This is a genomic window from Enterobacter pseudoroggenkampii (assembly GCF_026420145.1).
GTDB lineage: Bacteria > Pseudomonadota > Gammaproteobacteria > Enterobacterales > Enterobacteriaceae > Enterobacter > Enterobacter pseudoroggenkampii.
This window is the reverse complement of the sequence record NZ_JAPMLV010000001.1, coordinates 2,308,799-2,321,467: the sequence shown is the minus strand read 5'-3', so window position 1 is coordinate 2,321,467 and position 12,669 is coordinate 2,308,799. Positions and strand designations below refer to the sequence as shown.

Below are 12,669 nucleotides of genomic sequence, written 5' to 3'. Positions count from 1 at the left end.
CACAGTATCTTAACAAGGCGCTGACTATGATGTCAGCGTTTTAGGAGCTGAAACGCTATGTAACGGTGATTATTCACTTTCACTATAGCCAACGTGCCGCAAACAACGAATAAAACGCATTTCTGGAGCGTTACCGAACACGGAAGATAGAAATTTTATAAGTGAACTTCGGCTGTCAGTAACGTTTTATTAACACCTGCCCGCCGATCGTTATTCACAAGAACTACCCTGCATAAAAAAACCGGAGATACCATGAATAAGAAGGTGTTGACCCTGTCTGCTGTAATGGCAAGCATGCTTTTTGGTGCAGCAGCGCACGCTGCGGATACCCGTATTGGTGTGACCATCTATAAATACGACGACAACTTCATGTCTGTTGTGCGTAAAGCGATTGAGAAAGATGCGAAAGCAGCGCCAGACGTTCAGCTGCTGATGAACGACTCCCAGAACGACCAGTCCAAACAGAACGATCAGATCGACGTTCTGCTGGCGAAAGGCGTGAAAGCCCTGGCCATCAACCTGGTTGACCCGGCTGCAGCAGGCACGGTTATTGAAAAAGCGCGCGGCCAGAACGTGCCGATCGTCTTCTTCAACAAAGAACCTTCCCGTAAGGCGCTGGATAGCTACGATAAAGCGTATTACGTCGGTACCGACTCCAAAGAGTCCGGTATTATTCAGGGCGATCTGATCGCCAAACACTGGGCGGCGAACCCGAACTGGGACCTGAACAAAGACGGTCAGATTCAGTTCGTGCTGCTGAAAGGCGAACCAGGCCACCCGGATGCTGAAGCGCGTACCACTTACGTTATCAAAGAGCTGAACGACAAGGGTCTGAAAACCCAGCAGTTGGCGTTAGATACCGCGATGTGGGATACCGCTCAGGCGAAAGATAAGATGGACGCGTGGCTGTCCGGCCCTAACGCGAACAAAATCGAAGTGGTTATCGCCAACAACGATGCGATGGCAATGGGTGCGGTAGAAGCGCTGAAAGCGCACAACAAATCGTCCATCCCGGTATTCGGTGTGGATGCGCTGCCAGAAGCGCTGGCGCTGGTTAAATCCGGTGCGATGGCCGGTACCGTTCTGAACGATGCCAACAACCAGGCGAAAGCGACCTTCGATCTGGCGAAAAACCTGGCCGATGGCAAAGGTGCGGCAGACGGCACCAACTGGAAAATTGAAAACAAAATCGTTCGCGTACCTTACGTGGGCGTAGACCAGTCCAACCTGGCTGAGTTTATCGGTAAATAAGTTAGCGGTACTGTCTCCACTGGGCGCAATTCGTTGCGCCCTTTTATAACGCGATATGCGAGGCCAACAAGGTATAATTATGGTCAGCACAACTACTCAGTCATCCGGTGAATACCTGTTGGAAATGAGCGGTATCAACAAGTCATTTCCCGGCGTTAAGGCACTCGATAATGTTAATTTAAAAGTTCGTCCTCACTCTATTCACGCCTTAATGGGTGAGAACGGTGCGGGTAAATCAACATTATTAAAATGTCTTTTTGGGATCTATCAAAAAGATTCTGGCAGCATTCTTTTTCAGGGGAAAGAGATCGATTTCCATTCAGCGAAAGAAGCACTGGAAAACGGTATCTCGATGGTTCACCAGGAATTAAACCTGGTGCTGCAGCGTTCAGTCATGGATAACATGTGGTTGGGGCGTTATCCCACCAAAGGTGTCTTTGTCGATCAGGACAAAATGTATCGCGACACCAAAGCGATTTTCGACGAGCTGGATATTGATATCGATCCGCGCGCCCGCGTGGGAACATTATCCGTCTCCCAGATGCAGATGATCGAAATCGCCAAAGCGTTCTCCTATGATGCGAAAATCGTCATCATGGACGAACCGACATCGTCATTAACGGAAAAAGAGGTTAATCACCTTTTTACCATTATTCGCAAGCTGAAAGAACGCGGCTGCGGCATTGTGTATATCTCTCACAAAATGGAAGAGATCTTCCAGCTGTGCGATGAGATCACCATCCTGCGCGACGGCCAGTGGATTGCCACGCAGCCGCTGGAAGGGCTGGACATGGACAAGATCATCGCCATGATGGTCGGCCGCTCCCTGAACCAGCGCTTCCCGGACAAAGAAAACAAGCCGGGTGAAGTGATTCTGGAAGTGCGCAACCTGACCTCGTTACGTCAGCCGTCTATCCGCGATGTCTCCTTCGACCTGCACAAGGGAGAGATCCTGGGGATTGCCGGGCTGGTGGGGGCAAAGCGTACCGATATCGTGGAAACCCTGTTTGGCATTCGTGAGAAAGCCGAAGGCACCATTACGCTGCACGGTAAGAAAATCAATAACCACAACGCCAACGAAGCCATTAATAATGGTTTTGCGCTGGTGACGGAAGAGCGTCGTTCGACCGGTATTTATGCCTATCTGGATATTAACTTTAACTCGTTAATTTCTAACATTCGCAATTACAAAAACAAAGTCGGACTGCTGGATAACTCTCGCATGAAGAGCGATACCCAATGGGTGATTGACTCCATGCGCGTGAAAACGCCAGGCCACCGCACCCAAATTGGTTCGCTGTCAGGCGGTAACCAGCAGAAAGTTATTATCGGCCGCTGGTTATTAACCCAGCCAGAAATTCTAATGCTGGATGAACCGACCCGCGGTATTGACGTCGGCGCGAAGTTTGAAATTTATCAGCTGATTGCCGAGCTGGCGAAAAAGAATAAAGGGATCATTATTATTTCTTCCGAAATGCCGGAATTGTTAGGGATCACAGACCGTATTCTGGTTATGAGCAATGGTCTCGTCGCCGGTATTGTTGACACCAAAACGACAACGCAAAACGAAATTTTGCGTCTTGCGTCTTTGCACCTTTAAGATCAGGGGCTCCTCATGAGTGCGTTAAATAAAAAAAGTTTTCTCACTTACCTGAAAGAAGGCGGTATTTACGTTGTTCTTTTAGTACTGCTGGCCATCATTATTTTCCAGGACCCTACGTTCTTAAGCCTGCTGAACCTGAGTAACATTCTGACCCAGTCCTCCGTGCGTATTATCATTGCGCTGGGCGTGGCGGGCCTGATCGTGACCCAGGGGACGGACCTTTCTGCCGGTCGTCAGGTGGGTCTGGCGGCGGTTATCGCGGCAACCCTGCTGCAGTCGATGGAAAACGCCAACAAGGTCTTCCCGGAAATGGCCACTATGCCGATTTTCGTGGTGATCCTGATTGTCTGCGCCATCGGTGCGGTGATTGGTCTGATCAACGGTATTATCATCGCCTACCTGAACGTGACGCCATTTATCACCACCCTGGGTACGATGATCATCGTTTACGGTATCAACTCCCTGTATTACGACTTTGTCGGTGCTTCACCCATCTCGGGCTTTGACAGCGGCTTCTCGACCTTTACGCAAGGGTTTATTGCGCTGGGCAGCTTCCGCCTGTCGTATATCACCTTCTATGCGCTGATTGCGGTCGCCTTCGTCTGGATCCTGTGGAACAAAACGCGCTTTGGCAAAAACATCTTCGCCATCGGCGGTAACCCGGAAGCGGCGAAAGTGTCTGGCGTAAACGTTGCCCTGAACCTGCTCATTATCTATGCCCTGTCCGGCGTGTTCTATGCCTTCGGCGGGATGCTGGAAGCGGGCCGTATCGGCTCTGCAACCAACAACCTTGGCTTCATGTACGAGCTGGATGCGATCGCAGCCTGTGTGGTGGGCGGCGTCTCCTTCAGCGGCGGTGTGGGTACCGTACTGGGCGTGGTGACCGGTGTGATCATCTTCACCGTCATCAACTACGGGTTGACCTATATCGGCGTGAACCCGTACTGGCAGTACATCATCAAAGGCGCCATCATTATCTTCGCGGTTGCGCTGGATTCACTGAAGTACGCGCGTAAGAAGTAACCGTCTCTCGCGATACCCGGCCCGCTCACCGAGCGGGCTTTTTTTATGCCTTATGCCAGCTGTGACTCTTCTCGGGTCACAATGCGTTCAAACCAGTCCAGTTCAGAGAGCTTGCAGGCGATCCACTGTTCGGAAAAGGCGTCGCCCAGGGTGTCGGTGAGGTACTGACAGCGGGCAAAAGTCTCAATCGCCTCCTGCTGAAACAGCGGCAGTTCAGGTTGATCGTGCTGCGGTTCGGGCAACTCCTCCTCGTCGATATTTTCCAGCCCGTATAGCATGCCGGTCAGGATAGTAGCAGCCACCAGATACGGATTGGCGTCAGCCCCGGCCAGCCGGTACTCGATACGACGGTTGTGGTCATCCGAGCAGGGAATACGCAAGGCGGCGGAGCGGGTGTTATAGCCCCAGGAGTTAAATACGGGTTCCGTCAGGTTTTTACGCAGGCGACGAAACGCGTTGACGCCCGGCGCAAGAATGGCGATAGAGGCGGGCATCAGCGCCAGCTGGCCCGCGATGCACAAACGCACCATGCTGTTCAGCGCGTTAACCGGGGAAGCAAAGACGTTTTCGCCGCGGCTGTCGTTGAGGCTGAAATGGAAGTGCAAGCCGCTGCCGGAAAGTTCGCTGAAGGGCTTGGCCATAAAGTTGGCCTGCAGGCCGTGCTTTTCGGCAACGTATCGGGTCAGGCGACGCAGCGCCAGCACGTTATCGCAGACCTCAACGACGCGATGGCTGTGCTTCAGGTTTAATTCGTACTGACCGGACTCGGCCTCCGCTACGACCCCTGACAGCGGGATGTGCTGCAGGTGCGCCAGCTGCTCCAGCTCGTCAAACAGCGCGGCATGCGCCGACGAGGTATCCATATGAAAACAGCCCTGATTTTGCGGATCCCGATCGTCATGTCCCGTCAGATAGAACTCGATTTCCGGGGCAATCACCGGGAAAAGGCCGTGCCGGTGGAAGCGGGCCAGTACGTTCTGCAGTATCACGCGCGGCTCAAGCGGGCAGGGACTATCGTCGCTGTCTTTCATCGTCAGCAGGATCTGCGCGTTGTGCTGCGGATCTTGTGGACAGGGACGCAGGGAGCCGGCGACCGGAACGCACAGCCGGTCCGGTTCATCATAAAGCGGGGCGGCGATTTTTCCCTTCTGATCCATCGAGTAGACCGAAAGGGGAAAGTAACAGCCTTTTTCCAGACTCAGCATGCTCTCCACCGACAGACGCTTGCCACGCATCGTACCGTTGATATCGTTCAGGTAAACGTCTACATGTTTCGTCTGCGGGTAACGTTCCAGGTAATCGGCTACTTCCACTGAAATGTTGTGCTGCAGGGCGTCAATTTTTTCATCAAGCCAGAGACCGGAATTGAGTGCGCCAGGAAGTGATAAACCGGGAAGGTTAAAATACGGACGGAGACTTTTGAGGAAAAACGCATTCATTATCGAGTTCATAGTCATTCTTCAATGAAGCCGTAGCGGCAGTGAACTCAGCTTAAAAGAGCCGACGTAAAGGGGAGATAAAAAGCGTCAGGCCCGGCGTAAAGAAAGTATAAAGGCGGTGCTGTTATTTCTCTTTTTTCTGCATATCGAGCAGCTGCTCGGGCGTGACGGCCGGGTAACCCTGCGCGTCTTCCGGCACTTCATGCATCGCCGGAATCGGCACCAGCGGGCCTAAAAAGCGCGGTTCGCGTTTGAAGATATACAGATCGGCCAGGGCACCAAAGCGGGCACCGAACTCGCGGACGCGCACGCTCAGCATATCTTTTGGCGACGGCACCGCATAGCACTGTGCCTGAATGCCCATGTGCAGCGCGATAAACAGCGCGCGTTCGCAGTGGAAGCGTTGGGTGATGATGATGAAGTCGTTGGTGTCGAAGACTTTGCGCGTGCGCACGATGGAGTCCAGGGTGCGGAACCCGGCGTAGTCGAGCACGATATCGGCAGGATCCACGCCCGCGGCAATCAGGTCCTTACGCATCGTCACCGGTTCATTGTAGCTTTGCAGGGCGTTATCCCCGCTCAGCAGCAGGTAGTTCACCTTGCCGCTGTTGTAGGCGTTCAGCGCGCCCTGAATGCGGTAACGGTAATACTGGTTGATGACGCCGGTGCGGTAATACTTGGCGGTGCCGAGCACCACGCCAACCTGACGATAGGGCAGGTCCTGCAGGTCGTCAAAGATGTAGGGGGCGGTTTTCCAGCTCATCCAGCGGTCGAGACCGAGCACGATCAACAGCAGTATGCCGACCAGGACAGACAGGCTGTAAAAAACGCGCTTTAACATGCAGATGGCTCGTGCGTGGATGAAATTTAACTCAGGCTACTTTACCCGCCTGGTTAGCGCAAGAAACAGCGACTCAACTGAGGGGTTTTTCAGCAAACTGGCGGGCATTTCTGCCCGCCGGAAGGATCACGCCAGCAGTACGCGGTCAATTGTCGTACAGCCTAATGCTTTGAGCGTTGCGGCAGTGGCATCCCACTGGATCAGCGGCGCATCGGCAATCTCGGCCAGAATGGCGCGCTGAATGTCCGGATAGTCATAGCCGTTCAGGCTCAGCAGGTTAAGTGCGCCCTGCAGCGGCGGCAGCGTTGGGTTAAACGCGGCGTTTTCCGCATAGCTGCCGGTGAAAATTCGGCCATCGCGGCACTGCAGCGCCACGCCGCTCGGGGACTTGCTGTACGGCGTGTGGCTCTTGTTGGCGGCGGTAATCGCCGCCTGGCTCAGGTCATCGCCGGACAGGGCGAAACCGTGGTTCTGATCGTCCATCAGCAGGGTTTTGATCTCCAGATCTTTCGGGCCAAACGCGTCAGGCAGATAATCCCCCAGCGTGTGCGGCGCGCGGCCTGGCAGATTGATGCGCAGCTGCAGCCCGCTGTTCAGCTCGTTCATAAACTGACGGCAGTGGCCGCACGGAGTGTAGTTAACGGTAATGGCGCTCAGGGCTTTTTCACCGCGCAGCCAGGCGTGGCTGATGGCGCTCTGCTCGGCGTGAACGGTCTGCTGCATGGTTGCGCCCAGGAACTCCATGTTGCCGCCGAAGTACCAGGTGCCGCTGACGCCGCGCGCAATGGCCCCGACGTTGAAGTGGGAGAGATCGGCCCGCGCGCAGGCGGCAGCCAGAGGAAGCAGTGCGAAAGCCAGCGCGTCTTCGTCCAGTCCCGTTGCCTGTTTCAGCATCGTGACCTGCTCCGCGGTCAGCAGGGCGGGGAAGTGCGCATCTGCCAGAACGGGAGCAAGGGCTGACTGCAAATTCTCTGCAAGCTGGGCGAAAGCAGCTTGAAAACGTGGGTGCATGGCGTTTGCCTCATAAAGGTTAATGGATCGGTAGTTTACGGAGCCGTCAGGGCTTTATATGTGATCCACTTCTCATTATGTATGCAACTTATGAAATCAAAATGAAATTTGCGCGACGCATCGCAAATTTTAGCCCATCACTGCCAGAATAAGCGGGAAAATGAACGGGGCCAGCAGAGAGGTAATAATCCCGCAGATCACCAGCGCCAGGGAGCTAAACGCTCCTTCCTGATAATCCAGCTCCGCGCAGCGGGCCGTGCCCAGCGCGTGCGAGGCGGTGCCCATCGACAGCCCCCGTGCCGCTTTAGTATGAATACGCATCGCGTTCAGCAGGGTGTGGCCAAACACCGCGCCGAGAATACCGACGAAAATGACGCACATCGCGCTGATGGCCGGAATACCGCCGAGGCTGCCCCCAACCGCCATCGCGATAGGCGTGGTCACCGATTTTGGCAGAATAGAGGCGGCAATTTGCGGCGAGGCCCCCATCAACAGCGCCACCGACGTACCGGTAATCATCGCCACCAGGCTGCCGACAAAACAGATGGTAATGATGGATTTCCAGCGGGCGCGGATCTGGTGCAGCTGCTCGTATAAAGGAAAGGCGAGCGCCACGACGGCGGGCTGCAGCAGGTCGTTTAAGATTTTGCTGCCGGCAAAGTAGCGTTCGTAAGGAATGCCGGTGAGCAGCAGGAACGGGATAATCACCACCATTGCCACCAGCAGCGGGTTCAGCAACGGCATTTTGAAACGTGCGGCAAGCTTGCGCGCGGCGAAGAACACTGCCAGGGTGAGCGGCAGGGACCACCAGATATTGGCCATCATTTTTTTGTTTTCTCCCCAATCACGTTACGTTCGCCATGCACCAGATGTGAACTCCAGCTCACCACCAGGAAAACCACCAGCGTACTGACCGCGCAGGAGACCACGATCGGGCCGAACTGGGCCTTGAGCAAATCAAAATACTGCATGACCCCGACGCCGATAGGTACGAAAAGCAGCGCCATATAGCGAATGAGGACGAAGCAGCCGGGGTTGACCCATTTTGCGGGCAGGATTTGCAGCGCCAGCAAAACGAAGAGGATCAGCATGCCGATAATGCTGCCGGGGATGGTGATGGGCAGCAGCGACGCGATGAAAATCCCGGCATACAGACAGGCGTAAATCAGGACGAATGCGCGCAGATATTGCCAGATAATGTTCAATGATTTGCTCATGGTGATAGTCCTTGCTGAAACGCATTCATCATACAATTAAACCTAAAAATGTGCCATGGATCACATCATGAATTTTGAGCATACCAGACATTCCGGAATGGAACGTCCGGTATCACCTTACCGGTGCAGGCTACAGTTTAGAGGAAAGGGATTGCGCTGGCGAAACGGCGTGCCAGAGAAGGCATCAGCGTCAGGCGGTCAGTTTATCGAGAAAAGAAAACAGCACCTGGTTCATTTCGCAATAATCATGCGAGCGGAGTTTTTCTGCCGTTTCGACAAAACGGAATTCACCCGCGCGGCGGAGGTCACACTGCGAATGCTCAATCAGCAACTCTACCAGCTCCGGCGTTAGCTCCATATGGCACTGGAAACCGTAAACCCGTTCGCTGTATTGCACAATCTGGCGGGGACAGCCCTCGCTGTAAGCCAGAACCTTAGCCTGCGGCGTCAACCCTGGCATGTCGTTATGCCAGTGACCGACGTTCAGCACGCTGCCAAAGTCCTCAAACAGCGGGTTCGCCTTGCCTGCATCTGTGAGCCTGATGGGGAATTTGCCGATCTCTTTTTCCGGGCTATGACAAAACGCTGCGCCCAGCGCTTCGCCGATAAGCTGCGAGCCCAGACAAACGCCAATCACCGTTTTACCCGCCTCTATCGCGCGGCTGATGAGCGTCTTTTCCGCCTGCGCATCAAACCAGGGGCATTCCTCACGCGTGGTGGCGGGTGACTGCGGGCCTCCCATGATGATGAGCAAGTCTGTGTGCCCTGGCGTTTCGGGTACAGGATCGCCCTGATACACTCTGGTGTAGCTCAGACTGCAGCCGCGACTTTTCCCCCAGATTTCATAGGCGCCTGGCGCCTCGAAATGTTCATGAATAATAAAATGGATGTGCATTGCGTCTCTCTCTGGTTACATGTACAAGCAGCATCATAAGAGGAAGGGGGGAATGTGAAATGCCAACCGTTATCGATAAAACGCCAATTCACGACGATGCTATCGGATGGTCAAGAGGGGCGATTCGCTATACGCGCGGCGAAGTCGATCCGCCTCACCAGCATTCGCAGGGACAACTTTTGTTTGCCATCAAAGGGGTCATGCTGGTCGAAACCGGCAGCAAACGCTGGGTCATACCGCCACAGCGCGCGCTGTGGATCCCTCCCTTTCAGGAGCATACCTACAGCGTGTTATCCACAACGGAGCTGCGCGCGGTCTGGTTTAGCCCGGCGCTGATAGCGCAATGCGAGCCTTTTAAACGGAAAGACGAGGTTCATGTGATTATGGCCACAGCGTTGTTCAAAGAGCTGATTGCCGGGCTGTTCAGCGCGGAATACCGGCCAGCCAGTCAGCGCAGCATGGCCGTTTTGCTGCTCGATATCCTCAGTGAAGCTCAGCAAATCTCGGCCGAATTACCGATGCCCGTGGATGAGCGCTTACATCGCATTGCCTGTGACATCATTGCCAACAATCTCTGGGATCTTTCTCTGGAAAGGCTGGCGGAACGGGCCGCGATGTCTGAACGCACGTTTTCACGCGCGTTTATCAACGATACCGGCTTTAGCTTCCGGGCCTGGCGACAGCGTGCCAGGATTTGTGCCTCGCTGGACCTGCTCGCCAACGGATACCCGGTTAAGCAGGTGGCCTGGATGCTGGGCTTTTCCGGCCCGGCGGCATTTGCGGCGGCGTTTCGCGCCATTGTTGGGGCAACGCCGGGTGACTTTCTGCCTGAACAGAAGCGCTTCCCAGCGATATAGAGAGCGGCTACTATAGCGCGTCTTTTTTCACAGGTACTGCTATGCGTGTTTTACTGGCCCCAATGGAAGGCGTGCTCGACTCCCTCGTGCGCGAGCTTCTGACCGAGGTGAACGATTACGATCTCTGCGTGACGGAGTTTCTGCGCGTGGTCGATATGCTGTTGCCGGTAAAAGCCTTCTTCCGACTGTGTCCCGAGCTGCACAACCAGAGCCGGACCTCTTCCGGCACGCTGGTGCGTATTCAGCTGCTTGGCCAGTATCCGGAATGGCTGGCGGAAAACGCTGCCCGTGCGGTTGAGCTGGGCTCTTACGGGGTGGATCTCAACTGCGGCTGCCCGTCTAAGCTGGTCAACGGCAGCGGCGGCGGGGCGACCTTGCTGAAGGATCCTGAGCTGATTTATCGCGGCGCGAAAGCCATGCGCGAGGCCGTGCCGTCGCATTTGCCGGTGACGGTTAAGGTGCGCCTGGGGTGGGACAGCGACGCGCGGCAGTTTGAAATCGCCGATGCGGTGCAGCAGGCCGGGGCCACCGAGCTGGTGGTGCATGGCCGTACCAAAGAAGAAGGCTACAAAGCCGATCGTATTAACTGGCAGGCGATCGGTGAGATCCGCAAACGCCTCACCATTCCGGTGATCGCCAACGGCGAAATCTGGGACTACGAGAGCGCGCAGGCCTGTCTGCATGCCACCGGCTGCGATGCGGTCATGATTGGCCGCGGCGCACTGAATGTGCCGAACCTCAGCCGGGTGGTGAAATATAACGAACCGCGTATGCCCTGGGCAGACGTCGTCACGCTGCTGCAAAAATACAGTCGTCTGGAAAAGCAGGGGGACACCGGTTTGTATCACGTCGCGCGAATTAAGCAGTGGCTGAGTTATTTACGTAAAGAGTACGATGAAGCGCTGGGGTTATTTCAGGAGATTCGTACATTACAGACGTCCTCTGATATTGCACGGGTTATTCAGTCAAAGTAATTTATTCATTTGGTGAATAATTTTCTGATTATGTAAATGTATAACAATTTACGGATTGCCACGCATTACTAAAAAAATAAATAGTATCAAGCGTATTTTTCGCCTTTATTTTTTGAGTATATGGCGTAATGAAACGTTCTCTTATTTTATCTCTGAGTGTCCCCTTTGCATTAATTCTGGCAGCCTGCGCACCTGAACATTCCACCGTCTCTCCGCTAAATACACAACCGGCCGCCAAGTCTGTGAATACCTCATTGCATTATACCGACTGGCCGAAAAATGCGTGGTGGAAGGCGTATAACGATCCCCAGCTTAACGGGCTTATTGCGAAAGCATTAAGCGATGCGCCGGATATGCAGATTGCCCGTCAGCGGATTACGCTTGCCGAAGCCCAGGCAAAAGCCACTATGGCTGCCGACGGCCCGCAAATTGATTTTTCCGCCGATGCGGAACGTCAGAAAATGTCCGCCGAAGGGCTGATGGGACCCTTTGCCATTACCGACCCGGCGGCAGGGACCACCGGGCCGTGGTACACCAACGGCACCTTTGGCCTGACCGCAGGCTGGGATCTCGATCTGTGGGGTAAAAATCGCGCGCAGGTCGAAGCCCGGATTGGCAAAGTGAATGCGCAAAAAGCGGAGCTGGAGCAGACCCGTCAGCTGCTGGCCAGCAGCGTGGCGCGGCTTTACTGGGAATGGCAAACGCAGGCCGCCGTGGGGGAGGTTCTCGCGCAGATCAAACATGAGCAGGACAATATTATCGGTGCCGATCGCGAGCTGTACCAGCACGGCATCACCTCCTCCGTGGAGGGTGTCGAAACGGATATCAACGCCAGCAAAACCGAAGAGCAGCTGGCCGAGGTCAACGGGAAGATGAAAGCCATAGAGGCGCGTCTGGTCGCGCTGACGAACTCCTCCTCCGTGAAGCTAACGCGGCACGCCTTGCCGACGGTGGAAGCCTCGTTACCGTCGACGCTCGGATATGAACTGCTGGCACGCCGTCCGGATCTTCAGGAGGCGCACTGGTATATCGAAGCCTCCATGAGCGAGGTAGAGGCCGCCAGAGCGGCGTTCTATCCTGACGTGAACCTGATGGCGTTCTTACAGCAGGATGCCCTCCACCTGAGCGATCTGTTCCGTTCATCCGCGCAGCAGATGGGCGTCACCGCCGGGCTGACGCTGCCAATTTTTGACAGCGGCAGGCTGAACGCCAGCCTGGATATCGCTCAGGCGCAGAACAACCTTTCGGTAGCCAACTACAACAAAGCGGTGGTGGAGGCCGTCAATCAGGTGGCACGCACCGCCAGCGAAGTCGAAACGCTGATGGCGAAGAACGGCCAACAGCAGCAGGTTGAAAAAGATGCGGCACGGGTTGTGGCGCTGGCACAGGCGCGTTTCAGCGCGGGGATTATTGCGGGCTCCCGTGTCAGTGAAGCCAGAATACCGGCCCTCAAAGAGCACCTCGAAGGCGTGCTGCTGAAGGGGCAATATGTCGACGCTACCCTGCAGCTGACCTCGGCGCTGGGCGGTGGCTATCATCATGGCTAAAAAAGGCCATT

General features: G+C 55.0%; 12 protein-coding genes. 6 read left to right on the top strand and 6 right to left on the bottom strand.

Features of this window, described 5'->3' with window-relative positions; translation table 11 throughout:
• Positions 1 to 252: 252 nt before the first annotated feature.
• From mglB to mglC, 3 genes are all read left to right on the top strand, one after another.
• Positions 253 to 1,251: a galactose/glucose ABC transporter substrate-binding protein MglB gene (gene mglB / locus OTG14_RS11340; RefSeq protein WP_024908164.1), complete on the top strand. Its 999-nt coding sequence runs from the start codon at positions 253 to 255 to the stop codon at positions 1,249 to 1,251.
• Between the two features lie 79 nt (positions 1,252 to 1,330).
• Positions 1,331 to 2,851 carry a galactose/methyl galactoside ABC transporter ATP-binding protein MglA gene (gene mglA / locus OTG14_RS11335; RefSeq protein WP_032646557.1) on the top strand — a complete coding sequence of 507 codons (1,521 nt, stop codon included), beginning with the start codon at positions 1,331 to 1,333 and terminating at the stop codon, positions 2,849 to 2,851.
• 15 nt (positions 2,852 to 2,866) lie between these two features.
• The gene (gene mglC / locus OTG14_RS11330; protein WP_008500921.1) at positions 2,867 to 3,877 is read left to right on the top strand and encodes a galactose/methyl galactoside ABC transporter permease MglC; all 1,011 of its coding nucleotides are present in this window, start codon (positions 2,867 to 2,869) and stop codon (positions 3,875 to 3,877) included.
• Between the two features lie 50 nt (positions 3,878 to 3,927).
• Here the strand turns inward: mglC and OTG14_RS11325 are convergent, their stop codons facing one another.
• The 6 genes from OTG14_RS11325 to OTG14_RS11300 all read right to left on the bottom strand — a co-directional run bounded on the left by OTG14_RS11325 (position 3,928) and on the right by OTG14_RS11300 (position 9,280).
• Entirely contained in the window at positions 3,928 to 5,316 is a 1,389-nt protein-coding gene (locus tag OTG14_RS11325; RefSeq protein WP_267215213.1) for a glutamine synthetase family protein, read from the bottom strand.
• A 124-nt stretch (positions 5,317 to 5,440) separates the two neighbouring features.
• On the bottom strand, positions 5,441 to 6,157 hold the full coding sequence (sanA, locus tag OTG14_RS11320) for an outer membrane permeability protein SanA (RefSeq protein ID WP_008500918.1): 717 nt from the start codon (positions 6,155 to 6,157) through the stop codon (positions 5,441 to 5,443).
• A 126-nt stretch (positions 6,158 to 6,283) separates the two neighbouring features.
• Positions 6,284 to 7,168, bottom strand: a complete 885-nt coding sequence (cdd, locus tag OTG14_RS11315; protein ID WP_267215076.1) for a cytidine deaminase — start codon at positions 7,166 to 7,168, stop codon at positions 6,284 to 6,286.
• Positions 7,169 to 7,297: 129 nt separating this feature from the next.
• Positions 7,298 to 7,993, bottom strand: coding sequence for a CidB/LrgB family autolysis modulator (locus OTG14_RS11310; RefSeq protein WP_024908161.1), 696 nt, complete (start codon positions 7,991 to 7,993; stop codon positions 7,298 to 7,300).
• Positions 7,990 to 8,385, bottom strand: a complete 396-nt coding sequence (locus tag OTG14_RS11305; RefSeq protein WP_014884558.1) for a CidA/LrgA family protein — start codon at positions 8,383 to 8,385, stop codon at positions 7,990 to 7,992. The genes OTG14_RS11310 and OTG14_RS11305 overlap by 4 nt, the downstream gene beginning before the upstream one ends.
• Positions 8,386 to 8,575: 190 nt before the next feature.
• Positions 8,576 to 9,280 carry a type 1 glutamine amidotransferase gene (locus OTG14_RS11300; RefSeq protein WP_267215075.1) on the bottom strand — a complete coding sequence of 235 codons (705 nt, stop codon included), beginning with the start codon at positions 9,278 to 9,280 and terminating at the stop codon, positions 8,576 to 8,578.
• A gap of 59 nt (positions 9,281 to 9,339) precedes the next feature.
• Between OTG14_RS11300 and OTG14_RS11295 the strand changes: the two genes are divergently transcribed.
• The 3 genes from OTG14_RS11295 (at position 9,340) to mdtQ (ending at position 12,658) form a co-directional block, all read left to right on the top strand.
• Positions 9,340 to 10,137: an AraC family transcriptional regulator gene (locus OTG14_RS11295; protein WP_148769715.1), complete on the top strand. Its 798-nt coding sequence runs from the start codon at positions 9,340 to 9,342 to the stop codon at positions 10,135 to 10,137.
• A gap of 41 nt (positions 10,138 to 10,178) precedes the next feature.
• On the top strand, positions 10,179 to 11,111 hold the full coding sequence (gene dusC, locus OTG14_RS11290; protein ID WP_267215074.1) for a tRNA dihydrouridine(16) synthase DusC: 933 nt from the start codon (positions 10,179 to 10,181) through the stop codon (positions 11,109 to 11,111).
• A 128-nt stretch (positions 11,112 to 11,239) separates the two neighbouring features.
• Positions 11,240 to 12,658, top strand: coding sequence for a multidrug resistance outer membrane protein MdtQ (gene mdtQ, locus OTG14_RS11285; protein WP_267215073.1), 1,419 nt, complete (start codon positions 11,240 to 11,242; stop codon positions 12,656 to 12,658).
• Positions 12,659 to 12,669 lie beyond the last annotated feature (11 nt).

Excerpts from the sequence above, each read along its gene's own strand:
- mglB (WP_024908164.1), top strand. The coding sequence starts at position 253 with ATGAATAAGAAGGTGTTGACCCTGTCTGCTGTAATGGCAAGCATGCTT.
- mglA (WP_032646557.1), top strand. The coding sequence starts at position 1,331 with ATGGTCAGCACAACTACTCAGTCATCCGGTGAATACCTGTTGGAAATG.
- mglC (WP_008500921.1), top strand. The coding sequence starts at position 2,867 with ATGAGTGCGTTAAATAAAAAAAGTTTTCTCACTTACCTGAAAGAAGGC.
- OTG14_RS11325 (WP_267215213.1), bottom strand. The coding sequence starts at position 5,316 with ATGAATGCGTTTTTCCTCAAAAGTCTCCGTCCGTATTTTAACCTTCCC.
- sanA (WP_008500918.1), bottom strand. The coding sequence starts at position 6,157 with ATGTTAAAGCGCGTTTTTTACAGCCTGTCTGTCCTGGTCGGCATACTG.
- cdd (WP_267215076.1), bottom strand. The coding sequence starts at position 7,168 with ATGCACCCACGTTTTCAAGCTGCTTTCGCCCAGCTTGCAGAGAATTTG.
- OTG14_RS11310 (WP_024908161.1), bottom strand. The coding sequence starts at position 7,993 with ATGATGGCCAATATCTGGTGGTCCCTGCCGCTCACCCTGGCAGTGTTC.
- OTG14_RS11305 (WP_014884558.1), bottom strand. The coding sequence starts at position 8,385 with ATGAGCAAATCATTGAACATTATCTGGCAATATCTGCGCGCATTCGTC.
- OTG14_RS11300 (WP_267215075.1), bottom strand. The coding sequence starts at position 9,280 with ATGCACATCCATTTTATTATTCATGAACATTTCGAGGCGCCAGGCGCC.
- OTG14_RS11295 (WP_148769715.1), top strand. The coding sequence starts at position 9,340 with ATGCCAACCGTTATCGATAAAACGCCAATTCACGACGATGCTATCGGA.
- dusC (WP_267215074.1), top strand. The coding sequence starts at position 10,179 with ATGCGTGTTTTACTGGCCCCAATGGAAGGCGTGCTCGACTCCCTCGTG.
- mdtQ (WP_267215073.1), top strand. The coding sequence starts at position 11,240 with ATGAAACGTTCTCTTATTTTATCTCTGAGTGTCCCCTTTGCATTAATT.